Genomic DNA, 22,744 nt, shown 5'->3' with positions numbered 1-22,744 from the left:
GCTCGAGTTGTGCGCTGACGAGTGTTCAGTCTGTCGGCTGAGCCGGATCGGACGATCCGCCGCGAAACACTTCGTCGACGAGCTTTTGGGTCGCCTGTTGGAACGGCACGGCCAAGGACAGGGCGGCGTCGTCCACGTAGTTCAGTGTGGCGGTCATGGTCTTGCTGCCGTCGGGTGTGCTGTACATCAGCGCCGCGTGGCCCGCCGCGCCGCCGTTGTGGGTGACGACGGTGCCGCCCAGGCCGGTGTCTTGCACGAAGACACCGAGGCCGTAGCCCATGTTCGGGATGGGTGTCGGGTGCGGCGTGCGCATCTCGGCCAGCAGCTGCGCGGGGAGCAGCTTGCCGCTCATCAGCGCGGAGATGAAGGTGTGCAGGTCCTGGGTGGTGGAGATCATGTCACCGCCGCTGGAGATCCAGGACGGGTTCTGGCTGGTGACATCGACGGTCTTCTCCTGCCCGTCGTCCTCGTACCGGTAGTAGGCGTGGGTGTGCGGCTCGGGCACCTCGGTCTGGGTGGTCGGCGCCACGGTGCCCGACAGCCCCAGCGGCCCCAGGATCAGCCGCTGCATCACTTGGGCGACAGAGCGGCCGGTGACCCTCTCGATCAGCAGCCTGGCCAGCACGTAATTGGTATTGGAGTAGCTCCAGTCCGTGCCGGGTTCGAACCGCGGCGGCTTGGACAGCGCGAGTCGCACCAGCTCCTCCGGCTGGTAGGTCGCGAACCGGTTGTCCACCCACTCTCTGCCCGCGGTGGTGGCGGCGATTCCCGGCACAACGGTTCCGTCTTGGTAATACTCACCGGTGAAGTTGAATACGCCGCTGGTGTGCTGCAACAGCATCCGCACCGTGATCCGCGGGTCGAGTCCGAACTCCGGCAGGTAGTCGGCCACCGCGTTGTCCAGCGCGATCCGGCCCTCGGCCACCAGTAGCAGAACCAGGGTCGCGGTGAAGGTCTTGGTGTTGCTGCCGATCCGGACGTGCCCGTCGGTCGGCGGCTTCGCGGTCTCCCCCAGCTCGCGCACGCCTGCGCTGCCGACCCACTCGCCGCGCTCGTCGTGCACGCGCAGAGTGATTCCGGCGATACCGGACGCGACGATCTCCTCGATGGCCTTCTGCAGCTCCGGCCGATCCGGCCCGGCGGCAGCCGTCGGCACCGTGGCGGCGTCGAGCGCCGCGGTGATCTTGCGGGCCATCTCGGCCGCGGCGGGGCCGGGTTCGCCGCCGCGTGGCCTGGCGGCTGCGTCGACGGCGGCGAGGACGGTGCCGCGGAAGTTGTCGGCCTCGGCCGGATCGTGCTTTCCGAGCAGGTTCATGGCCGCGGTGAGGGCGGGCAGCACTCGGTCGGCGAGTTCGGCGACGGTCCTGCCCTTCAGTTCGATGTCCTTGGACCTCGCGGCGAGCACGTGCCCGACCAGGCCGGTCGCCGACGTCAAGGCGATGGAGCCGTTCGTAGCGGCCGCGTGGGGCGTACCGGTGGCGGCCATCAGCGACAGGGCACCGTACGCGGCGGTCCGCAGTGTGCTCTTGTCCTGGTCGGAAAGGGTGACGGTGGTGGGAGTCGCGATTGCTGTGCTGTTCACACGACTACTGTCGCCGCCCCGGCTGACACCGGCCTGACGCGAATCTGACACCACCGCTGACACGGTATCCGCCCGATCACAGCCGAACTCCGATCAGGTCAGAAACCGAGTTTGCCCAGCTGTTTCGGGTCCCGCTGCCAGTCCTTGGCCACCTTCACGTGCAGATTCAGGTAGATCCGGGTGCCGAGGATGTGTTCGATCTGTTTGCGGGCGTTGGTGCCGACCTCTTTCAGCCGGGAGCCGCCCTTGCCGATGACGATGGCCTTCTGGCTGGGCCGCTCGACGTAGAGCAAGGCGTGGACGTCGAGCATGTCCTCGCGGTCCTCGTAGGGCAGGACCTCCTCGATGACCACGGCCAGCGAGTGGGGCAGCTCGTCGCGCACGCCCTCCAGCGCGGCCTCGCGGATGAGCTCGGCCATCAGCGTTTCCTCTGGCTCGTCGGTGAGCTCGCCGTCGGGGTAGAACGCCGGGCCCTCCGGCATCTTCGACGCGATGACGTCGACGAGCACCTCGACCTGCTCGCCCCGCACCGCCGACACCGGAACCACGTCGGCCTCCGGGCCGAGCAGCTGGGAGACGGCGAGCAGTTGCTCGGCGATCTGGTCCCGGCTCACCTTGTCGATCTTGGTGACCACGCCGAGCAGCGTCGTCTTCGGCGCCATCTGCTTGACCTGCTGCACGATCCAGCGGTCACCGGGGCCGATCTTCTCGTCGGCCGGGATGCACAGCGCGATCACGTCCACTTCCGAATACGTATCGCGCACAAGGTCGTTGAGGCGCTGACCGAGCAAGGTGCGCGGACGGTGCAAACCGGGGGTGTCGACGAGGATCAACTGCGTGTGCTCGCGATGCACGATGCCGCGAATCGTGTGCCTGGTGGTCTGCGGACGCGAGGAGGTGATCGCGATCTTCGCGCCGACCAGCGCGTTGGTCAGAGTCGACTTGCCGGTGTTCGGACGACCGACGAAACAGACGAAGCCGGAACGGAATTCGCCCTTCTCCCGCGCGTCAGCCACCGCGGACCTCACCGGAATCGGCGCTCACCGCGTCGGCCGCGTCGGCGGAGTCGTCGACGATCTCGAACACCGCGCCGTCGCGATCGGTGAAGATGATCCGCGCCTCCGCCGAAACCTCACGCACCGCGGTCACGCCGAAGTCCGACAGCCGCCCGCCGACCACGACGGCCGCCTCGAAACCCTCCGCGCCGCTGGACAACGCCGCGGCCACGGCGGCTTGCAGCGCCGTCAACCGCAGCGCGCTCAGCGTGACCTCGCCCGCGGCGTAGGTGCGGCCGTCGGTGTCGCGGATAGCGGCTCCGCTCGCCCCGCCGGTGCGGCCGAGCGCGCCACGGGCCAGGACGACCAGCTTGGTGTCCTCGGCGTCCAGTTCGGTCATTCGGTGTCTCCGTCCTCGTCGCGATCGGCAGCGGTCTCCCGCTCCGATCCGTTCGCCTTGCGCTTGCCATTGGCATTGTCCCCGTTGGTTTTCCCCGCGGGGACCTTCTCGCGCGCTTTGCGTACCACCACGGTGTTCACCCGCATCCGGCCCCGCGCGTCCGGACCGCCTTCGCCGCGCAGCACCAGCCCGTGCACCTCGATCTTCGAGCCGGGCAGCGGCACCCGGCCCAGTTCGTGCGCCAGCAGGCCGCCGACGGTGTCGACGTCCTCCTCCTCGATCTCCAACCCGAACAGCTCGCCGAGATCCTCCACCGGCAGCCGGGTCGAGACGCGGTAGCGGCCGTCGCCGAGATCTTCGACGGGCGGGGTCTCGTCGACGTCGTACTCGTCGGCGATCTCTCCGACGATCTCCTCCAGCACGTCCTCGATGGTCACCAGACCCGCGATGCCGCCGTACTCGTCCACCAGCAACGCCATGTGGTTGCGCCTGCGCTGCATCTCGTCGAGCAGGCTGTCGAGCGGTTTCGAGTCGGGCATGAACACCGCGGGACGCATCACCTCGCGCACCCGCACCTTACGGCTGCGCTCGGCGAAGGGCACGAGGTCTTTCAAATACACCACGCCGCGGATGTCGTCGACGTTCTCGCCGATCACCGGGATCCGCGAATGCCCGGAACGCACCGCCAGCGACATCGCCTGCGCGGCGGTCTTGTCCGCTTCGATCCAGACCATCTCCGTGCGCGGCACCATCACCGCGCGCGCCGCCGTGTCGCCGAGTTCGAAGACGGACTGGATCATTCGTCGTTCGTCGTCGGCCACCACCCCGCGCTCACCGGCCATCTCGACCACCTCGCGCAGCTCGATCTCGGAAGCGAAAGGCCCGTTGCGGAAGCCTTTACCGGGGGTGATCGCGTTGCCGATCAGAATCAGCAGTCGGCTGATCGGCCCGAGCAGCGCGCCGATGAACTGCAAAGGCAAGGCCGCGGCCAGCGAGATGGAGTAGGCGTGCTGCCTGCCCAGCGTGCGCGGGCCGACACCGATCACCACGTACGACACCAGCACCATCACCACAGCGGTGATCAGCAGCGCCCAATTCTCGCCCCAGAGCGTCATCAGACCCGCCGCCAGCAGCACCGTCGCGCCGATCTCGCACAGGATGCGCAGCAGCACCATGAGATTCACGTAACGGGCCCGGTCGTCCACGATCCGGCCCAGCCGCACCGCGCCGGGCCGGTCGGCGCGCACCAGGTCCTCGACCCGGGCGGGCGAGATCGTGTTCAGGGCGGAATCGACCCCGGCGAAGATCCCGCCCACGAGGATGAGCAGGACCGCGAGCAGAACGAGGGTCAGGGAATTCACGCGGGACCCAGCGACTCACCCGGTGTGGTGAAGCCCGCCTTACCCAGCAATCGCGCGTCGCGTTCGGCCAGTTCGGCGCGCCGCTGAGCCTCCCGCAGACTCTCGTACCACTCCTCGAGCAGCCGCGCCTGCAGGGCGAACATCTCCTTCTCCTCGTCCGGCTCGGCGTGGTCGTAGCCGAGCAGGTGCAGCACGCCGTGCACGGTGAGCAAGGCGAGTTCGTGCTCGAGGGAGTGCCCCGCCTTGCGCGCCTGTCCGGCGGCGAACTCCGGGCACAGCACGATGTCGCCGAGCATGGACGGGCCGGGCTCGGGGCTGTCGGGCCGCCCGCCGGGCTCGAGTTCGTCCATCGGGAAGGACATGACGTCGGTGGGGCCGGGCAGGTCCATCCAGCGCATGTGCAGGTCGGCCATGGTGTCGAGATCGACGAGCACCATGGACAGCTCCGCGGCGGGGTGCACGTCCATCCGGGCGATCACGAACCGTCCGACGCTGACCAGCTCTTCTTCGGGTACGTCGATACCCGACTCGTTGGCGATCTCGATGCTCACCCGAACAGCCTACGATCCCGTCGATCGCGTCGGCGGAGCGGAGCCCCGCCCGGCGAGACGAGTCAGCGCCGGTCGGCCCGGCTCGCCGCGCGGCGCTGTGCGCGGTTGCCGCCGTAATGCGGGGCGACCTGCGGACGGGACTGGGCCTCGAAGCGGTCGTAGGCGTCGACGATGTCGGAGACCAGCCGGTGGCGGACCACGTCGCTGCTGGTCAGCTCCGCGAAGTGGATGTCTTCGATCTCGGTGAGGATCTCGCTGGCCGCGCGCAGACCGGACCGGGCGCCGGTCGGCAGATCGACCTGGGTCACGTCGCCGGTCACCACGATCTTCGAGCCGAATCCGAGACGGGTGAGGAACATCTTCATCTGCTCGGCGGTGGTGTTCTGCGCCTCGTCGAGGATGATGAACGAGTCGTTCAGGGTGCGTCCGCGCATGTAGGCCAGCGGCGCGACCTCGATGACACCGGCCGCCATCAGCTTGGGAATGGCCTCCGGGTCCATCATGTCGTGCAGCGCGTCGTAGAGCGGGCGCAGGTACGGATCGATCTTCTCGTTCAGCGTGCCGGGCAGGAAGCCGAGCCGCTCCCCCGCCTCGACCGCGGGACGGGTGAGGATGATCCGGTTGACCTGCTTGGTCTGCAACGCCTGGACCGCTTTGGCCATCGCCAGATAGGTCTTGCCGGTACCGGCGGGTCCGATGCCGAACACGATGGTGTTGGCGTCGATCGCGTCGACGTAGCGTTTCTGGTTCAGCGTCTTGGGCCGGATGGTCTTGCCGCGCCGGGACAGGATGTCCAGGCTGAGCACCTCCGCGGGGGACTCGCTGGACCCCTCGGTGAGCATCGACACGGTGTGGCGCACCGCCTCGGGGGTCACCACGCGGTTGCGGCCGGTGAGCGCGACCAACTGCTCGATGACCCGCTCGGCGAGCGCGACGTCGGCCGCCTTGCCGGTGAGGGTGACGGAGTTTCCGCGGACGTGGATGTCCGCGTCGAGCAGCGTTTCCAGTTCACGAAGGTTCTGGTCGGCCGAACCGAGGAAGGGGAACACGGATTCGGGAGCGAGTTCGATACTCGAGCGCACGGTGCGCGCTGCGGGACCCGAACCGTTGTCGCCGGCGCCGATGCCTGCCGCTGGGGTGGTGGGGTCGCCGATCTCGCCTTGTGTTCTCAAAAGTGGCTATAGCCTGCTTTCCGGTCTCGACTGCGGTATGGAGCAAGTTTAACCCGCACCACCGACACCGCCCAGTGAATAAGCCGCGAGCGGAATCGGCCGCTCACGGGATTCCCCCACGTCGGCGCGCCCAATCCTCGGTGAAATCACGAAAGCGTCGCACCGCGTCGGGTGGCGTGGTCGCCGCGGGCCAGATCAGCCCGACCGCCCGAGCCGCGCCCGCGTCCGCCAGCGGCACCGTCACCGGTCCCGACAGCGGCCCGGCGGACAGCGGGTCCTCTCGGGGCAGGATCGCCACCCCCAGCCCCGCCGAGACCAGTCCCGCCACCGTGACCAGATCGCTGGATTCGAACGCGATCCGGGGCCGGATGTCCGCGGCGGCGCACAGTTCGTCGAAGATGCGCCGCATCCCGAAGCCGTGGTGCATGGTGACGAACTCCGCGTCGGCCACCTCGGCGAGGCGAACCTGCCGTCGTCCGGCCAACCGGTGTTCCTGCGGCACCGCCAGGACCAGCGGCTGACGCAGCACGGCGCGCCAGCCGACGCCCGCGACGGCGGGACGGGGCGAGACGATGCCCAGATCGGCGTCACCGGCGAGGACCCGCTCGGTCACCGCCTCGGCCGCTCCCTGCCACAGCGTGATCGTGATCCGGCCGGACACGCGCCGGAAGCCGCTGATCAGCTGCGGCACCAGCGAGCCGCCGAAGGAGTGCTGGAACGACAGCCGCACGACGCCCCTGGACGGGTTGACCCGATCGGCGAGGGCCTGTGTCGCCGCGTCCAGCTCGGATTGCGCGCGGCGGGCGTGCTCGTAGTAGATGCGGCCGTACTCGTTGAGGACGATCCGCTTTCCGTGCCGGTCGAACAGTTGGGCGCCCACCCGGCGCTCCAAGCGGGCCAGCATGCGCGACAGCGTCGGCTGCGCCAGGTGCAGTCGCTCGGCGGCGGCGCCGACCCGCTCGAGTTCGGCGAGTGTCGTGAACCACTCCAGATCCTCACCCAGCACAGTCCGACCTCGCTATATGCATTCAGGGAATCAACTTGCCTTTCATTATTCATTTCCTTCCGGAAAACGGGCTGGTGATGCTGGATGAAAGGAGGAGCCATGACCACCAGACGAATCGAAGCGGCCAGGGACATCGCCCACGAACGCAGGATCACGATCGCGTTGTTCGCCGCCGGTCTGACCACCTTCGCCTCCATGTACAGCGCCCAGGCACTGCTGCCGAGCCTGTCGGCGGCGTTCGGCGCGACGCCCGCACGCGCGGCGCTGGCGGTGTCGCTCACGACCGGCTTCCTCGCGCTGGCGATCATTCCGGTGAGCGCGCTGTCGTCGCGGATCGGCCGGACCAAGGTGATGATCGGTTCCGCCGTCACCGCGGCGGTGATCGGACTGCTGCTGCCGCTGAGTCCCTCGCTGGAGGTCCTGCTGGCCGGACGCGCGGTGCAGGGCATCGCGCTGGCCGGTGTGCCCGCGGTCGCGATGGCCTATCTGGCCGAGGAGATCGGCGGGGAAGGGTTGGGCGCCGCGATGGGCATCTACGTGGCAGGCACCACCATCGGCGGGCTGGCCGGGCGGCTGATTCCGGCGTTCACGTTGGATCTGGCGTCTTGGCGATGGGCGCAGGCGGCGGCCTCGATCGCGGCCGCGGCCTGCACCGTCTGGTTCGTCCGGTGGCTGCCGCCATCGCGGGGCTTCGTCGCGCGCCCCGCCGGAATCCGGACGGTGCTGGGCGACCTCGGCAGCCAATTGCGCCACCGCGGCTTGCTCGCGCTGTTCGGGCTGGCGTTCGTGCTGATGGGCGGGTTCGTCTCGATGTACAACTATCTCGGCTACCGGCTGACCAGCCCGCCGTTCGAGCTGCCGGAGGCACTGGCGGGACTGGTGTTCGTGCTCTATCTGGCCGGAACGGCGGCCTCGGCGGCGTCCGGCCGGTTGACGGATCGGGTGGGCAGGTCCTGGGTGCTCGGGATGTCGCTGATCGTCATGGCGATCGGTCTCGTGGTGACCATCCCCGACCAAATCGGCACCGTGATCCTCGGCGTTTTGCTCTACACCGCCGGTTTCTTCGGGGCGCACACCGCCGCGAGCGCGTGGGTGGGGGCGATGGCCGAAGGCAACCGGGGCGCGGCGTCGTCGCTGTATCTGTTCGCCTACTACCTCGGCAGCGCGCTCGTCGGCGGAACGGCGGGCATCGCCTACGCCCACTCCGGGTGGCTCGCACTGGTCGGCGGTATCGGACTGCTGATGGTCATCGCGGCATTACTGCTGGCGGTATCGCACCGGGCGCATCGCGGTGCGGTGTCGGTGAACGCCGCCGCCGGTGACTCCGGGAAAGCGGCGCCTGTCGAGGTCTGAGATCGCACGCACACTCCCGGCCGCGCCGCGAAACCCTCACCAGCGCGGCGTCAACGCACCGAGCGCGCCCAGCGCGACCGCTGCCGCCGTGGAGGTACGCAGCACGGTCGGGCCGAGCAAGGTGATCTCCGCGCCCGCCTCGGCCAAGGCCGTGAGTTCCGCGTCGTCCAGCCCGCCTTCCGGGCCCACCACCAGAACGATCTCGGTGGCGTCGGCGAACGGCAATGCGGTGAAGCGGGCGGCGCCGGATTCGTGCAGCGCCGCCACGATCGCGCCGCGCCCTTTGGCCGCGCGCACGAGCTCAAGCACATCCGCCGTCCGGTGCAGGTCGGCGACATCCGGAATGTAGGGCCGGCGGGACTGACGGGCGGCCGAGCGCGCGGCGGCGCGCCACTTCTCCACACCCTTGGCCGCTTTGCCCTCCCAATTCGCGACGCAGCGCGCGGCCTGCCAGGGAACGACCACGTCCGCGCCCGCCTCGGTCATCAGCTCGACCGCCAGTTCCGATCGATCGGACTTCGGCAGCGCCTGCACGACCGTCACCGGCGGCGTCTGGGGGTCCGCGAGCACTCGATCGCGCACCGCCAGCTCGAGCCGGTCGCGTTGCGCCGCAACGACTTCCGAGGCGGCCAGCACCCCGCGCCCGTCGGAGAGGGTGATCGGCTCCCCGACCCGGATGCGGCGCACCGTGGCGGCGTGCCTGCCCTCGGGGCCGTCGAGCACCGCGACCGCGCCCGGCTCGGGCACCTCGTCGAGGTAGAAGACCGTCGCCGCCACCTAGCGCCCGCTGAAGGACGCGCGCAGCCGCGCGAACAGGCCGCTGTTGTGCTCGGACTGCGCCGACATCACCTCGGCGCGCTCCCGCTCGCGCAATCCCTTGTACTTGCGCAACAGTTCGGTCTGCTTGCTGTCCAGCTTGGACGGGATCACGATGTCCAGATGCGCCAGCAGGTCGCCGCGGGCGCTCGAGCGCAGTCGCGGCATGCCGTGACCGCGCAGCACCGAGATCTCACCGGGCTGGGTGCCCGCCGGAATGGTCAGCTCGGTGGGGCCGTCCAGGATGGTGTCGATCACGACGGTGGTGCCCAGCGCCGCGTCCACCATCGGCACCCGGATGGTGCAGTGCAGGTCGTCGCCGTCGCGCACGAACACGTCGTGCGGCTGCTCCACGATCTCCACGTACAGATCCCCCGCGTGACCGCCGCCGGGGCCGACCTCGCCCTGCGCGGCCAGCCGCACGCGCATGCCGTTCGCGACGCCCGCGGGAATCGGGGCCGCGATCTCGCGGCGCGCCCGCACCCGCCCGTCGCCACCGCACTTGTGGCACGGGTCCGGGATGGTCTCGCCCGCGCCACGGCAGGTGGGGCACGGACGCGAGGTCAGCACCTGGCCGAGGAACGACCGCTGCACCGACTGGACCTCGCCCGCGCCGCCACAGGTTTCGCAGCGCACCGGCTTGGACTTGCCGTTGGTGCCGGAACCCTGGCAGATGTCGCACAGGATCGCGGTGTCCACGGTCAGGTGCTTGGTCACGCCCACCGCGCACTCGGCCAGGCTGAGCCTGGTGCGGATCAGCGAATCGGCGCCGGGCTGGACGCGACCGCGCGGCTTGCGCGCGCTGGCCGATCCGCTCATGCCGCCGAAGAACGCCTCGAACACGTCGCCGAGCCCGCCGAAGCCGGCGCCGTTGAATCCGGCCCCGCCACCACCGGATTCCAGCGGGTCGCCGCCCAGGTCGACGATGCGCCGCTTCTCCGGATCCGACAGCACCTCGTAGGCGGTCGACACTTCCTTGAACTTGGCCTGCGCCGCCTCGTCGGGGTTCACGTCGGGGTGGAGCTCACGCGCCAGCTTGCGGTATGCCCGCTTGATCTCCTGGTCGGTCGCGTTCTTCGCGACGCCGAGCAGTCCGTAGTAGTCCCGTGCCACTTGAGTCTCTAGTCCTTGGTCGTTCTCGACAGTGCCGCCGGTGCCCGCGCCGCGTGCGAAGCGCGCCGACAACAGCATTAGTCTTGTGCACTCAACTTTATCCGGCCGAAGGATCGAGCGTAGCAGTGGCGTCGGCGCGTCAGCGCTCGGCGAGCACCTCGCCGATGTATCGGGCGACGGCCGCCACCGATGCGATCGTGCCCGGGTAGTCCATCCGGGTGGGCCCGAGCACACCCATACCGCCGAGTACAGCGCCCGCCGCGCCGTAGCCGGTCGACACCACGGAGGTGCCGCGCATCTGCTCGACCTGCGTCTCCTCGCCGATGCGCACCGTCACCGTCCCCGGTTGCTGGGCCGCGGCGAGCAGTTTGAGCACGATCACCTGCTCCTCGAGCGCCTCCAGGACCGCGCGCAGCGAGCCGGGGAAACCGAAGTCGGCGGCGTTGCGGGTGAGGTTGGCGGTGCCGCCGAGCACCAAGCGCTCCTCCGGGTGCTCCACCAGGGTCTCCACCAGCACCGTCGACACCCGCACCAGCACGTCGCGCAGGCGCAACGGAGCGTGCTCGGGCAACTCGGCGACCGCGGCGGAGGCCGCGGCCAAGCGCTTGCCGTCCATCGCGCCGCCGAGCATGCCGCGCAGCGCGGCCAGATCCTCGTCGTCGATCACCGCGCCGAGTTCGACCAAGCGCTGATCGACCCGGCCGGTGTCGGTGATCACCACCAGCAGCAGGCGGGCCGGATTGAGCGCGACCACCTCGATGTGCCGCACCGTGGACGCCGACACCGTCGGGTACTGCACCACGGCGACCTGCCTGGTCAGCTGGGCCAGCAAGCGGACGCCACGGCGCAGCACGTCGTCGAGGTCGACGCCGGACTCGAGGAACTCGAGGATCGCCCTGCGCTCCGCCGACGACAGCGGTTTCACCTCGGAGATCCGGTCCACGAACTGCCGGTAGCCCTTGTCGGTGGGGATGCGGCCGGAACTCGTGTGCGGCTGGGTGATGTAACCCTCCGCCTCCAGCACCGCCATGTCGTTGCGCACCGTCGCGCTGGAAACACCCAGGTTGTGTCGCTCGACCAGCGTCTTCGACCCGATCGGCTCCTTGGTCGCGACATAGTCCGCGACGATGGCGCGCAGGACCTCGAAGCGCCGATCCTCGGTGCTCGACATCGGCCGCACCTCCTCGCTTTCGTCTCCCGTCCCGCCGTATCCGGCGCCGACGTCCCGCGGCCGCCATGCATCGCAGGCGAAACGCGGTTCGTCCGTTGATCCAGTCTAATTGTCGGCAACCGGATCGCTCGCCTGCAATGTAACCGCGGGAGGGCGGGACGAAACGCGCTCAGCGAGGTACGGCGGCGTCGATCACCGCGGCCACGGCGTCGGGCCTGGAGACCAGCGAGGCGTGCGAGGCGTCGATCTCGCTGGTGCGAGCCGACATGCGCTGGGCCATGAAGCGCTGTGCGGACGGCGGGATGACCCGGTCGGCGGCCGAGACCAGATACCAGCTCGGCGTCCCGGACCAGGAAGGCGATCCGGAGGGTTCGAGGTTGGCCTTCAGCGCGATGGAGTGCTGATGGGCGATCATGTCCGCCGCGGTCGCAGGACCGACGTCCTGGGCGAAGACGGCGTTGAAGCTGTCGGGCGCGACGTAGCCGTCCAGGTTCTTCCCCGCGACCCCTGTCGCATCGTCGACGACCTTCACCTGCAGCGCGGGCGGCCACAGCCGGCTGCCGGGAAAGCGGATCGGGTCAAGGGCCGCCTGCGCCACTTCCCCCTCCACCGGCGCGAACGCCGCGACGTATACCAGCGATTCGACCTTCGGGTCGTGGATGTTGCTGATCACGAAGCCGCCGTAGGAGTGCCCGGCCAGCACGACGGGACCGCTGATCGTGTCCAGCATGCGCTGCACGGCGGCCGCGTCGTAGGCCGGTCCGCGCAGCGGGTTCTCCGGCGTCAGCACGCGGTAGCCCCGCTCGCGCAGCACGGCGGCGACGCCGTCCCAGCTGGTGGTGTCGGCGAAGGCGCCGTGCACGAGCACGACGGTGGGCAGCGTTTGCGCCCGCGCGGGTCCGGCCGACACGGCGGCGGCGAGTGCGAGGGCGAGCGCGGCCACGGCGCGGCGCACACGGCGAGTGTTCGTCATCGGGTGTGTGCTCCTCAGCTGTTCAGGAAGTCCAGCAGGTCTGCTTCGAACGCCTTCTCGTAGTCCCCGCACAGGCCGTGCGGGGCGCCGGGATACACCTTCAACTGGGCCCGCGGCAGCAATTTCGCGGTCTTGACGCCCGCGGCGGCCAACGGCACGATCTGGTCGTCGTCGCCGTGCGCGACCAGCACCGGAATATCGATGTTCGGCAGCTCGGCGGTGAAATCGGTCTCGGAGAACGCCTTGACGCAGTCGAACGCGCCCGCGAGCCCCACCTGCATGCCCATCAGCCAGAAGTGGTCGCGCAGCCCTTGCGACACCTTCGCTCCCGCGCGGTTGGCGCCGTAGAACGGGACCGACAGATCCTTCCAGAACTGCGAACGATCGGCGGCCACGCCCGCGCGGATGTCGTCGAACGCCTCGATCGGCGTCCCTTCCGGATTGCTCCCGGTCTTCAGCATCAACGGAGGCACCGCGCCGAGCAGCACCGCCTTGGCGACCCGCGACGTGCCGTGCCGGGACAGGTACCTGGTCACCTCGCCGCCGCCGGTCGAGTGCCCCACCAGCGTCGCGTCCTCGACGTCCAGCTCGTTGAGCACCGCGGCGAGGTCGTCGGCGTAGTGGTCCATGTCGTGTCCGTCCCACACGTCGCTGGAGCGGCCGTGCGCGCGCCGATCGTGCGCGATGGCGCGATAGCCGTTGGCCGCCACCAACTTCATCTGGTTGTCCCAGGCATCGCCGTTGAGCGGCCAGCCGTGGCTGAACACCACCGGACGCCCGGCGCCCCAGTCCTTGTAGTAGATCTCGACGCCATCGGTGGTGGTGATCGTCGGCATGGCAGTTCCCTTCGATCTGGACGGATGATCGGCCGAACCGGGAATCGATCTCGAGCGAGCGCCGTCCGACAGCGTATGACGGGCGCCCGCCGGAAAAGCGACTGTGCGTGCACGATCTTCGGCTCAGAATGCACGGCCCCGTCGGCAGGTTCCGTGCGAGGATTGCCGAATCTGTCTCATTTGCGACGGAGGCTGTGATGACGGTCGTGTTCGATTCGGACACCATCGCGCCGCACGAGCGGGCGGCCGCGGTGGCCGCGGCGGCGCAGGAGACATCGGTCCCGTCCCATGTCGTGCTGGACGGGCCGGACGAACGTGTGCACGCCACCTTCGACGTGTGGCGGTTCGGCGCGGCGAGCGTCGTGCGCGCCAGCACCTCGGGCATCCAGCTGATCCGGACGCTGAAGCAGGTGCGGGCCTCCCCCGCGCCGGTGCTGGCGGTCGCGGTGCAGCAGGCGGGCGACGGACGGTGCGAGCAGGGCGGCGTCCTGCGCGTCCTGCGACCCGGCGATCTGCACGTCATGGACCTGAACGCGCCCTATGACTTCGGTTGGCGCGGCGACGGCGCGTCGACCTGCCTACGGGTACCGCTCGATCAACTCGGCCTGCCCGCCGATCTGATCCGTCAGGCCGCGGCCAGGGTGCAGGACAGCCCGCACTACCGGCTGGTGGCCAACCACATCGTCCAGCTGACCGCCGACGCCGACGCGCTCAGCGCCGACCCTGCGGCGGCGCTGTCGGGCTGCGCCAGCATCGAGCTGATCCGGGGACTGCTGTTGTCGGCGGGCGCGGACGACGGCAACGGTTCCGTCGTGCCGTCCGACGTCCTGCTGTCCCGGATCCGCGCTTACGTCCGGCGCAACCTGGCCGATCCCGAGCTCGGGGCGGACCGGATCGCCAAGGCGCACAACATGTCGGTCCGGCAGCTCTACAAGATCTGCGCGAACACCGACTACCGCCTCGAACAGTGGATCATCGGCCAGCGGCTGGAGCAGGTGCGCGGCGAACTCACCCGGCCGGACCACAAGCACCGGACGATCGCGATGATCGCGCGCCGCTGGGGCTTCCGCGATCCGTCGCATTTCGCCCGGCGCTTTCGCGCCGCCTATGGGCTCTCACCCCGGGAATGGCGCAGCAGCGCCCTGGGCCGGGACGAGCCGTAACGGTCAGTCGCAGGCCTTCGCCTGCTTGCCCGCGAGGGCGTCGAGACCGAGCATCGCCAGCAGCGACTCGCAGTCCGCGGCGTTCTCCGCGTAGCTGGCGACGGTGCGGGCGGCGACGGCGCACTGGCGCGCGTTCTGCGCCTTCTCCGCTGCTCGCGCCTCCGCGAACTCGCCCGGTTCATGGATGAGGGTGAAGTGTGGTGCCGAGGCCATGAGTCTCCTTGGGGGGTTGGTCGCAGACTACGCGGCCGGTGGTCGCCGTGTTACTCGAACGAGACATAAACTCCACCGCCTTGCCCGGACCGTGATCCGGCGCATGGTCGAGGGTCACTCGCGATCGGGCTCCGTCATGTGCCACTCGTGTATCAGTCGAGCAGGTCGCGGACGACACCGTCGGCGAGCAGACGGCCGCGGTCGGTGAGCACGAGCCGGTCGTCCGGGGTGCGCAGGGCGAGGCCGTCGGCGACCACGCGCTCGACGGCGGCGAGCGCGGAGGCGTCCAGCTCCGCCAGCGGCAGGCCGGTGCGCAGCCGGACGGCCAGCATGACCCGCTCGGTGTATCGCTCGTCCGCGCTCAGCGCCTCCCAGCCCGCGGCGGGCAGCCCGCCCCCGCCGACGCGATCGGCGTACCGGGCGGGGTGCTTCACGTTCCACCACCGCACGCCGCCGACGTGACTGTGGGCGCCCGGCCCCGCGCCGAGCCAGTCGCCGCCGTCCCAGTAGCCGAGGTTGTGCCTGCAGACCGCCGCGTCGCCAATGGCCCAGTTGGACACCTCGTACCAGCCGAATCCCGCCGCGCGCAGTCGCGCGTCGATGCGCTCGTAGCGGGCGGCGAGCACGTCGTCGTCGGGCGCGGGCAACTCGCCGCGGCGCACCCGCCGGGCCAGCGCGGTGCCGTCCTCCACGATCAGCGAATAGGCCGAGACGTGATCGACGCCCGCGCCGAGCACCGCGTCCAGGCTGGCGTCCAGATCGGCGTCGCGCTCGCCCGGCGTCCCGTAGATCAGATCGAGGTTGACGTGCTCGAATCCCGCCGCCCGCGCCTCCAGCGCTGCGGCCACCGCGCGGCCGGGGGTGTGCGTGCGGTCGAGCACCTTCAGCACGTGGGCCGCGGCGGACTGCATGCCGAGCGACACCCTGGTGAACCCGGCGGCGCGGATGCGCTCGAAGAATTCCGGCGAGGTGGATTCGGGATTGGACTCCGTGGTGACCTCCGCCCCGGCGGCGAGGGTGAACTCGGCGCGCACGGCGTCCAGCACGGCGGCGAGCCCGTCACCGCCGAGCAGCGAGGGCGTGCCGCCGCCGACGAAGACGGTGGACACTTCCGGTGTCGCGGTGGGCAGCGCCGCGAACTGCGTGGCCGCGGTAGCCAGTTCCCCGCGCAACGCCGTCAGCCACGACTGCGGCGAGGCCGAGCTGCCGAGTTCGCCCGCGGTGTAGGTGTTGAAGTCGCAGTAACCGCACCGGGTGGCGCAGAACGGCACGTGCACGTAGATCCCGAACGGGCCGTCGCCGAAGTCGCGTAGCACCGGGGTGGTGGTGTCGGTGCTCGCGGTGGCGGCGGCGGAAGAACTCACCTGTCCAGTGTGAACGTCGCCGCGACCGCGCCGACGCCCGGGACTCCGCTACGCACGAGACCCCCAGGCTCACCGAACGCGACGTCCATTCGGAGCGCGGCGGCCGAGCGTCGGGCACAGGCCGGCGGTGATCGGGTTCAGTCGGCCACGACCGGGGTGTTCTGGTTCGCCGTGAGCAACCACCGGCCGTCCTCCTTGGACATGACGTACATCGGGCTGCCTTCGCTGTCCAGCACGCCGTCGGCGGTGAAATAGCGCTGGCGCACCTTCACCGCCGCCACGTCCGGGCGGATGAACAGCACGTGCTCCACCTCGTAGGTCGCCGTGCCGTGCGCGGTGGCCCCCGGCAGCACGCGGGCGGTGAACTCGGCGATTGCCGCCCGTCCGTAGAGGCGGTGGCCGTGCCCGGTGGTCCAGATCGCGTCCGCGCGGAACAGCGCGACGAATTCGTCGACCAGCTCGTTGCGCTGGGCGTGTTGCACGCTCGCGACCACCGCGCGGATGGCTTCGAGTTCGGCGGTGGTGTCGGCAGCTGCGGTACTCATGGCACCGAGCGTGCAACCTCCACTTCACTCGAGGTCAAGCGCGGTGCGCAGCATCACACCCGGCGCGGTGGCCGTATCACGCGCCTGGTTCGGCCCGGGAACTATGACTGCCGTCACAAACTGGGTCGAGCGTCCAGGGGATTTCCCGCTGAATCGCGGGAAATACTGGACACGGGGTCGGAAGGCCATCGCTGACGTGGCACAATAGGCCGCATGCGCGCTTTGGAGATTCGACTGGTGGCCCGTCGCCACGTCGATTACAAGCGCGTCTGTAGCGCCTGCTGTCTGCCCGGTTCTCTCCGGTAGCTCAGCGCGCCAGATCCCGGGTCCCCGGCGATCCCGACTTCATCGGCCCGCTGACACCGCAGGCGTGAGTCAGCCCCTCGCGCCCTCAGCAGGATGTACCACCCACCCCGCAGGAGCGACCCCATGACGTCGAGCACCGACGCCGGTCCGACCGATCAGCCCACGCCCGAATCCCAGCCGGAGCGCCGCGTGCGCCCGGCCTCCGAACGCCGGGTGCGCCCGGATCGGCCGCGTCCGGAGGCGACCACGACCGGACCGCGCGCGCGCACCGGCAAGCCCGTGCGCCGCAAGGCCGAGGGTCAGTGGGCGCTGGGTTACCGCGAGCCGCTGAACCCGAACGAGCAGTCCAAGAAGGACGACAACCCGCTCAACGTCCGGGCCAGGATCGAGAACATCTACGCCAAGACCGGCTTCGACGGCATCGACAAGGGCGACCTGCGCGGCCGGTTCCGCTGGTGGGGCCTGTACACCCAGCGCGAGCAGGGCTACGACGGCAGCTGGACCGGTGACGAGAACATCGACCTGCTCGAGGCCAAGTACTTCATGATGCGCGTCCGCTGCGACGGCGGCGCGCTGAACCTCGCGCAGCTGCGCACGCTCGGCCAGATCTCCACCGAGTTCGCCAGGGACACCGCGGACCTGTCCGACCGGGAGAACGTGCAGTACCACTGGATCGAGGTGGAGAACGTCCCCGAGATCTGGAAGCGGATCGAGGCGGTCGGCCTGAAGACCACCGAGGCGTGCGGCGACTGCCCGCGCGTTGTGCTCGGGTCCCCGCTGGCGGGCGAGTCGCTGAACGAGGTCATCGACCCGACTCCCGCGATCGAGGAGATCGTGCGCCGCTACATCGGCAAGAAGGAGTACTCCAACCTGCCGCGCAAGTTCAAGACCGCCATCTCCGGCCAGCAGGACGTGGTGCACGAGATCAACGACGTGGCGTTCATCGGCGTCGTGCATCCCGAGCACGGCCCCGGCCTGGACCTGTGGGTCGGCGGCGGCCTGTCCACGAACCCGATGCTCGCCAAGCGGGTGGGCGTGTGGGTGCCGCTGGAGGAGGTGCCGGATGTGTGGGAAGCCGTCGTGTCGATCTTCCGCGACTACGGCTACCGCCGCCTGCGCACCAAGGCGCGCCTGAAGTTCCTGATCAAGGACTGGGGCATCGAGAAGTTCCGCCAGGTGCTGGAAGACGAGTACCTGAAGCGCAAGCTCATCGACGGTCCCGCGCCCGAGCAGCCGACCAAGCCGATCGACCACGTCGGCGTGCAGCGGCTGCGCAACGGGCTCAACGCCGTCGGCTTCTCCCCCATCGCGGGCCGGGTGTCGGGCACCGTCCTGACCAAGGTCGCCGACGCGGTGGAGCGGATCGGCTCCGATCGCGTCCGGTTCACCCCGTACCAGAAACTGATCGTGCTCGACGTGCCCGACGACCGGGTCGACGCGCTGATCGACGAGCTCGAACCGCTCGGGCTGCAGGCGCGGCCCTCACTGTGGCGGCGCAACCTGATGGCCTGCACCGGCATCGAGTTCTGCAAGCTGTCCTTCGCCGAGACGCGCAAGCGCTCCCAGGCGCTGGTGCCGGAGCTGGAGGAACGGCTGGCGGATATCAACGCGCAGCTGGATGTCCCGATCACGATCAACATCAACGGCTGCCCGAACTCCTGCGCGCGCTCGCAGATCGCCGACATCGGGTTCAAGGGCCAGCTGGTCGACGACGGCGCCGGGAATCAGGTGGAGGGCTTCCAGGTTCACCTCGGCGGCAGCCTCGGCTTCGACAGCGCGTTCGGGCGCAAGCTGCGCCAGCACAAGGTCACCACCGGCGAACTCGGCGACTACATCGACCGGGTGGTGCGCAACTTCGTCAAGCAGCGTACGGACGGCGAACGGTTCGCCCAGTGGGCGGTCCGCGCCGACGAGGCCGACCTGAGATGAGTGTCGACGGGAGATCAATTGTGACAACCGAACTCGCGGAAAAGCTGTCCGAGGACGAGCTCCGCGCCATCGCCGCGCGCGGCGCCGCCGAACTCGACGGCGCCTCCGCGACCGAACTCCTGCGGTGGACAGAGGACACCTTCGGCCCGAACTACATCGTGGCCTCCAACATGCAGGACGGCGTGCTGGTGCACCTGGCCGCGGGCGTGCGCCCCGGCGTCGACGTGCTGTTCCTGGACACCGGCTACCACTTCGCGGAGACCATCGGCACCAGGGACGCGGTGGAGGCGGTGTACGGGGTGAACGTGGTCAACGTCCAGCCGGAGCACACCGTGGCCGAACAGGACCGGCTGCTGGGCAAGGATCTGTTCGCCCGCGAGCCGAACGAGTGCTGCCGGTTGCGCAAGGTCGTCCCGTTGCGGAAGTCGCTCGCGGGCTACAACGCCTGGGTCACGGGCATCCGCAGGGTGGAGGCGCCGACGCGGGCGAACGCGCCGCTGATCTCGTTCGACGAGGCGTTCGGACTGGTGAAGATCAACCCGATCGCGCCGTGGTCCGACGACGAGATGCAGGACTACATCGAAAAGCACGGCATCCTCGTCAATCCCCTGGTGGAGGAAGGGTATCCGTCCATCGGCTGCGCTCCGTGCACACGGAAGCCGGAGCCGGGATCCGATCCGCGAAGCGGCCGTTGGGCCGGCCTCGCCAAGACCGAATGCGGGTTGCACCAATCATGACCGAGACCATTCGAAGCGAACGTTCGCTCGGCATCACCGATTTCGACACTCTCGCCGCGCTGGAATCCGAGGCGATCCACATCTTCCGCGAGGTGGCGGGCGAGTTCGAGCGGCCGGTGATCCTGTTCTCCGGCGGCAAGGACTCCACCGTGCTGCTGCATCTGGCGCTCAAGGCGTTCTGGCCGGCGCCGCTGCCGTTCGCGCTGCTGCACGTCGACACCGGGCACAACCTGCCCGAGGTGCTGGAGTTCCGGGACAAGGTGGTCGAGCGCTACGGCCTGCGCCTGCACGTGGCGAAGGTGGAGGACTATCTGGCCGACGGCAGGCTCAGCGAGCGCCCCGACGGCATCCGCAACCCGCTGCAGACCGTTCCGCTGCTGGACGCGATCAGCGAGCACCGGTTCGACGCCGTGTTCGGCGGCGGCCGCCGCGACGAGGAGCGCTCGCGCGCCAAGGAGCGGATCTTCTCGCTGCGCAACGCCTTCGGCCAGTGGGACCCGAAGCGGCAGCGCCCCGAGCTGTGGAATCTGTACAACGGCCGCCACGCGCCGGGCGAGCACGTGCGGGTGTTCCCGCTGAGCAACTGGACCGAGCTGGACATCTGGCGCTACATCGCCCGCGAGGACATCGACCTGGCGAGCATCTATTACGCGCACGAGCGTCCGGTGTACCTGCGCGACGGCATGTGGATGACGCCTGGCGTGTGGGGCGGCCCGCGCGAGGGCGAGGTGCTGGAGACCAGATCGGTGCGCTACCGCACCGTCGGCGACGGATCCTCCACCGGCGCCGTCCTTTCCGACGCCGCCGACAACGAGGCGATCCTCGCCGAGGTCGCCGCGTCCCGACTGACCGAACGTGGTGCGACCCGCGGCGACGACCGCGTCTCCGAAGCCGCGATGGAAGACCGCAAACGAGAGGGTTATTTCTGACATGTCCGACCTATTGAGGCTGGCCACCGCCGGTTCTGTCGACGACGGCAAGTCCACTCTGGTCGGACGCCTGCTCTACGACACGAAATCCGTTCTGGCCGACCAGATCGACGCCGTCACCCGCGCGTCGGTGGACAAAGGTCTCGCCACCCCGGATCTCTCGCTGCTCGTGGACGGGTTGCGCGCGGAACGCGAGCAGGGCATCACCATCGATGTCGCCTACCGCTACTTCGCCACTCCGCGCCGCTCTTTCGTGCTCGCGGACACCCCGGGGCACGTGCAGTACACCCGCAACACCGTGTCCGGCGCGTCCACCGCGCAGCTGGTGATCCTGCTCGTCGACGCGCGCAAGGGCGTCATCGAGCAGACCCGCAGGCACGCGGCCGTGCTCGCGCTGCTCGGGGTGCCGAAGCTGGTGCTGGCGGTGAACAAGATCGACCTGGTCGACGACGCCGCGAGCGTGTTCGCCGCCATCTCCGCGGAGTTCACCGAACTCACCAGCAGGCTGGGCTGGTCGAGTGAGGACGTGCTGGAGATCCCGGTCTCGGCGCTGCACGGCGACAACATCGCCACCCGGTCGGACAACACTCCGTACTACGACGGTCCGTCGCTGATCGAGCACCTGGAATCGGTGCCGGTCGACGCCGACAGCACCGGCAACCACGAGCTGGGCCTGCGGTTCCCCGTGCAGTACGTGATCCGGCCGCGCACCGCCGAATACCCGGACTACCGCGGCTACGCCGGACAGATCGCCGCGGGCGCGGTCGCTCCCGGCGACGAGGTCGTGGTGCTGCCTTCCGGCATCCGCACGACCGTGGAGCGGATCGACACCCCCGACGGCGAACTGGCGGTGGCGCAGGCAGGCCGCAGCGTCACGCTGATCCTGTCCGACGAGGTCGACATCTCCCGCGGCGACATCATCGCCTCGGCCACCGACGCGCCGGAACCGATCGACACCTTCGACGCCACCGTGTGCTGGCTGGGCGACAAGCCGCTGCGTCCCGGCGCGCGGCTGCTGCTCAAGCACGGCACCCGCACCACCCAGGCGATCGTCGGCACGTTGCTGGAGCGTTTCGACGAACAGCGCCTGGCGGCCGATCCGAACCCGGAGTCGCTGGAGCTCAACGACATCGGGCGCATCTCGGTGCGGGTCGCCGAGCCGATCGCGGCCGACGACTACCGGCTCAACCGGCACACCGGCAGCTTCCTGCTGATCGATCCGGCGGGCGGCAACACGCTGGCGGCCGGTCTGGTCGGCGACGTGCTGACCGCCGTCGAGGTCGGCACCGGAGCCTGACATGGCCGTGTCGCGAGTCCCGTTCGGCGCCCCGCCGGTCCTGGGCGCGATCGCCCCGGCGGGCCGTCCGGACTGCGCGACTTCCCGCGGCGGCCATCCGCCCGCGCTCGACACGAGCCCGGCCGGACCGCCCGCGCTGATCGCCGTGGCCCACGGCAGCCGCGATCCGCGATCGGCCGCGACCGTCGCGGCGGTGGTCGACGCCGTCGCCGCCGCCCGGCCGGATCTGGACGTCCGGACGGCGTTCCTCGATCTCACCGCCCCGTCGGTGGAACAGGTCGTCGATGCCGTCGCCGCCGACGGGCACACGCATGCGGTGGTGACGCCGTTGCTGCTCGGCAGCGCCTTCCATGCCAGGGTCGATCTGCCGGGCCTGCTCGCCGCTGCCCGCGCTCGCCATTTCGGTTTGCGCCTGACCCAGGCCGACGTGCTGGGCGTGGACGCCGCACTGATCGGCGCGCTGCACGACCGTGTCGTCGCCGCCGCGCACGGCCTCTCGGATCGGCGTCGCGGCGTCGCGGTCGCGGCGGTCGGATCGTCGTCGGCGGCGGCCAACGCCAGGACCGCCGAGGTGGCCGCCCGTTTGGCCGCGCGCACCGGGTGGCGCACCGAAATCTGCTTCGCGACCACCGAGCCCGCAGTCCCGGAGGCTGTTTCGCGACTGCGCGCTCACGGCGCGGACCATGTGCTGGTCGCTCCCTGGTTCCTCGCGCCAGGATTGCTGACCGATCGCCTCATCCAGGCTGCGCCGGAGGCCGTCCACGCCGACGTGCTCGGCGCGCATCCGGCCCTCACCGAGGTCATCCTCGATCGCTACCACGCAGCGATCGCGGAAACCCGCGCGCTCTCGGCCTGACCGGGCGTCCCGGCCGGCGCGACACCGCCCCGGATTCCGCGACGACGACGCGAGCGTCCCGGCGCCACCGCCGCGT

23 protein-coding genes are annotated in these 22,744 nt (G+C 69.8%); 8 read left to right on the top strand and 15 right to left on the bottom strand.

Features of this window, described 5'->3' with window-relative positions:
• Positions 1-25 precede the first annotated feature (25 nt).
• From ACH49X_RS15070 to ACH49X_RS15040, 7 genes are all read right to left on the bottom strand, one after another.
• Positions 26-1,582 (bottom strand): serine hydrolase domain-containing protein, encoded by a 1,557-nt coding sequence (locus ACH49X_RS15070; RefSeq protein WP_357205188.1) that lies wholly within the window; start codon positions 1,580-1,582, stop codon positions 26-28.
• A 98-nt stretch (positions 1,583-1,680) separates the two neighbouring features.
• Complete coding sequence (gene era / locus ACH49X_RS15065; RefSeq protein ID WP_357205186.1) at positions 1,681-2,598, bottom strand: GTPase Era; 918 nt, start codon at positions 2,596-2,598, stop codon at positions 1,681-1,683.
• Positions 2,591-2,977, bottom strand: coding sequence for a cytidine deaminase (locus tag ACH49X_RS15060; RefSeq protein ID WP_195043399.1), 387 nt, complete (start codon positions 2,975-2,977; stop codon positions 2,591-2,593). The genes era and ACH49X_RS15060 overlap by 8 nt, the downstream gene beginning before the upstream one ends.
• Entirely contained in the window at positions 2,974-4,338 is a 1,365-nt protein-coding gene (locus ACH49X_RS15055) for a hemolysin family protein (RefSeq protein WP_357205183.1), read from the bottom strand. Before ACH49X_RS15055 ends, ACH49X_RS15060 begins: the two co-directional genes overlap by 4 nt.
• Positions 4,335-4,889, bottom strand: coding sequence for an rRNA maturation RNase YbeY (gene ybeY / locus ACH49X_RS15050; RefSeq protein WP_357205180.1), 555 nt, complete (start codon positions 4,887-4,889; stop codon positions 4,335-4,337). Before ybeY ends, ACH49X_RS15055 begins: the two co-directional genes overlap by 4 nt.
• Before the next feature lie 62 nt (positions 4,890-4,951).
• Positions 4,952-6,013 carry a PhoH family protein gene (locus ACH49X_RS15045; RefSeq protein ID WP_195077925.1) on the bottom strand — a complete coding sequence of 354 codons (1,062 nt, stop codon included), beginning with the start codon at positions 6,011-6,013 and terminating at the stop codon, positions 4,952-4,954.
• A gap of 151 nt (positions 6,014-6,164) precedes the next feature.
• Positions 6,165-7,067 carry a LysR family transcriptional regulator gene (locus ACH49X_RS15040; RefSeq protein ID WP_357104622.1) on the bottom strand — a complete coding sequence of 301 codons (903 nt, stop codon included), beginning with the start codon at positions 7,065-7,067 and terminating at the stop codon, positions 6,165-6,167.
• Positions 7,068-7,166: 99 nt separating this feature from the next.
• On the opposite strand from ACH49X_RS15040, the gene ACH49X_RS15035 reads away from it, so the two are divergent.
• Complete coding sequence (locus ACH49X_RS15035; RefSeq protein ID WP_357205177.1) at positions 7,167-8,420, top strand: MFS transporter; 1,254 nt, start codon at positions 7,167-7,169, stop codon at positions 8,418-8,420.
• Between the two features lie 36 nt (positions 8,421-8,456).
• Here ACH49X_RS15035 and ACH49X_RS15030 read toward each other — a convergent pair whose 3' ends face one another.
• The 5 genes from ACH49X_RS15030 to ACH49X_RS15010 form a co-directional block, all read right to left on the bottom strand.
• Complete coding sequence (locus ACH49X_RS15030) at positions 8,457-9,197, bottom strand: 16S rRNA (uracil(1498)-N(3))-methyltransferase (protein ID WP_357205174.1); 741 nt, start codon at positions 9,195-9,197, stop codon at positions 8,457-8,459.
• The gene (dnaJ, locus tag ACH49X_RS15025) at positions 9,198-10,349 is read right to left on the bottom strand and encodes a molecular chaperone DnaJ (protein WP_195077612.1); all 1,152 of its coding nucleotides are present in this window, start codon (positions 10,347-10,349) and stop codon (positions 9,198-9,200) included.
• Between the two features lie 139 nt (positions 10,350-10,488).
• Positions 10,489-11,520 carry a heat-inducible transcriptional repressor HrcA gene (gene hrcA / locus ACH49X_RS15020; protein ID WP_195077611.1) on the bottom strand — a complete coding sequence of 344 codons (1,032 nt, stop codon included), beginning with the start codon at positions 11,518-11,520 and terminating at the stop codon, positions 10,489-10,491.
• 169 nt (positions 11,521-11,689) lie between these two features.
• On the bottom strand, positions 11,690-12,493 hold the full coding sequence (locus ACH49X_RS15015) for an alpha/beta fold hydrolase (RefSeq protein ID WP_195077610.1): 804 nt from the start codon (positions 12,491-12,493) through the stop codon (positions 11,690-11,692).
• 14 nt (positions 12,494-12,507) lie between these two features.
• The gene (locus ACH49X_RS15010) at positions 12,508-13,329 is read right to left on the bottom strand and encodes an alpha/beta fold hydrolase (RefSeq protein WP_195077609.1); all 822 of its coding nucleotides are present in this window, start codon (positions 13,327-13,329) and stop codon (positions 12,508-12,510) included.
• Positions 13,330-13,526: 197 nt separating this feature from the next.
• On the opposite strand from ACH49X_RS15010, the gene ACH49X_RS15005 reads away from it, so the two are divergent.
• A complete protein-coding gene (locus ACH49X_RS15005; RefSeq protein ID WP_357205171.1) occupies positions 13,527-14,492 on the top strand; it encodes a helix-turn-helix domain-containing protein in 966 nt (321 codons plus the stop codon).
• A 3-nt stretch (positions 14,493-14,495) separates the two neighbouring features.
• On the opposite strand, the gene ACH49X_RS15000 is transcribed toward ACH49X_RS15005, so the two are convergent.
• The 3 genes from ACH49X_RS15000 to ACH49X_RS14990 form a co-directional block, all read right to left on the bottom strand.
• Positions 14,496-14,705 carry a hypothetical protein gene (locus tag ACH49X_RS15000; RefSeq protein WP_195077607.1) on the bottom strand — a complete coding sequence of 70 codons (210 nt, stop codon included), beginning with the start codon at positions 14,703-14,705 and terminating at the stop codon, positions 14,496-14,498.
• Between the two features lie 152 nt (positions 14,706-14,857).
• Positions 14,858-16,021, bottom strand: a complete 1,164-nt coding sequence (gene hemW, locus ACH49X_RS14995) for a radical SAM family heme chaperone HemW (RefSeq protein WP_323123956.1) — start codon at positions 16,019-16,021, stop codon at positions 14,858-14,860.
• Between the two features lie 185 nt (positions 16,022-16,206).
• On the bottom strand, positions 16,207-16,614 hold the full coding sequence (locus ACH49X_RS14990; protein ID WP_357205168.1) for an SgcJ/EcaC family oxidoreductase: 408 nt from the start codon (positions 16,612-16,614) through the stop codon (positions 16,207-16,209).
• Positions 16,615-16,827: 213 nt separating this feature from the next.
• Here ACH49X_RS14990 and ACH49X_RS14985 point away from each other — a divergent pair, with 213 nt between their 5' ends.
• The 6 genes from ACH49X_RS14985 to ACH49X_RS14960 all read left to right on the top strand — a co-directional run bounded on the left by ACH49X_RS14985 (position 16,828) and on the right by ACH49X_RS14960 (position 22,668).
• Positions 16,828-16,920, top strand: coding sequence for an Ms4527A family Cys-rich leader peptide (locus tag ACH49X_RS14985; RefSeq protein ID WP_350356343.1), 93 nt, complete (start codon positions 16,828-16,830; stop codon positions 16,918-16,920).
• Between the two features lie 123 nt (positions 16,921-17,043).
• Positions 17,044-18,849 carry a nitrite/sulfite reductase gene (locus tag ACH49X_RS14980; RefSeq protein WP_357104612.1) on the top strand — a complete coding sequence of 602 codons (1,806 nt, stop codon included), beginning with the start codon at positions 17,044-17,046 and terminating at the stop codon, positions 18,847-18,849.
• Positions 18,846-19,586 carry a phosphoadenylyl-sulfate reductase gene (locus tag ACH49X_RS14975; RefSeq protein WP_195077604.1) on the top strand — a complete coding sequence of 247 codons (741 nt, stop codon included), beginning with the start codon at positions 18,846-18,848 and terminating at the stop codon, positions 19,584-19,586. The genes ACH49X_RS14980 and ACH49X_RS14975 overlap by 4 nt, the downstream gene beginning before the upstream one ends.
• Positions 19,583-20,515, top strand: a complete 933-nt coding sequence (gene cysD / locus ACH49X_RS14970) for a sulfate adenylyltransferase subunit CysD (RefSeq protein ID WP_357205165.1) — start codon at positions 19,583-19,585, stop codon at positions 20,513-20,515. Before ACH49X_RS14975 ends, cysD begins: the two co-directional genes overlap by 4 nt.
• A gap of 1 nt (position 20,516) precedes the next feature.
• Positions 20,517-21,812, top strand: coding sequence for a sulfate adenylyltransferase subunit 1 (locus ACH49X_RS14965; RefSeq protein WP_195077602.1), 1,296 nt, complete (start codon positions 20,517-20,519; stop codon positions 21,810-21,812).
• A gap of 1 nt (position 21,813) precedes the next feature.
• Positions 21,814-22,668, top strand: a complete 855-nt coding sequence (locus tag ACH49X_RS14960; protein ID WP_195077601.1) for a sirohydrochlorin chelatase — start codon at positions 21,814-21,816, stop codon at positions 22,666-22,668.
• Positions 22,669-22,744 lie beyond the last annotated feature (76 nt).

Origin of the sequence: Nocardia sp. NPDC019323, assembly GCF_044389845.1 — a bacterium.
GTDB lineage: Bacteria > Actinomycetota > Actinomycetes > Mycobacteriales > Mycobacteriaceae > Nocardia > Nocardia implantans.
This window is presented reverse-complemented; position numbering and strand designations above follow the sequence as displayed.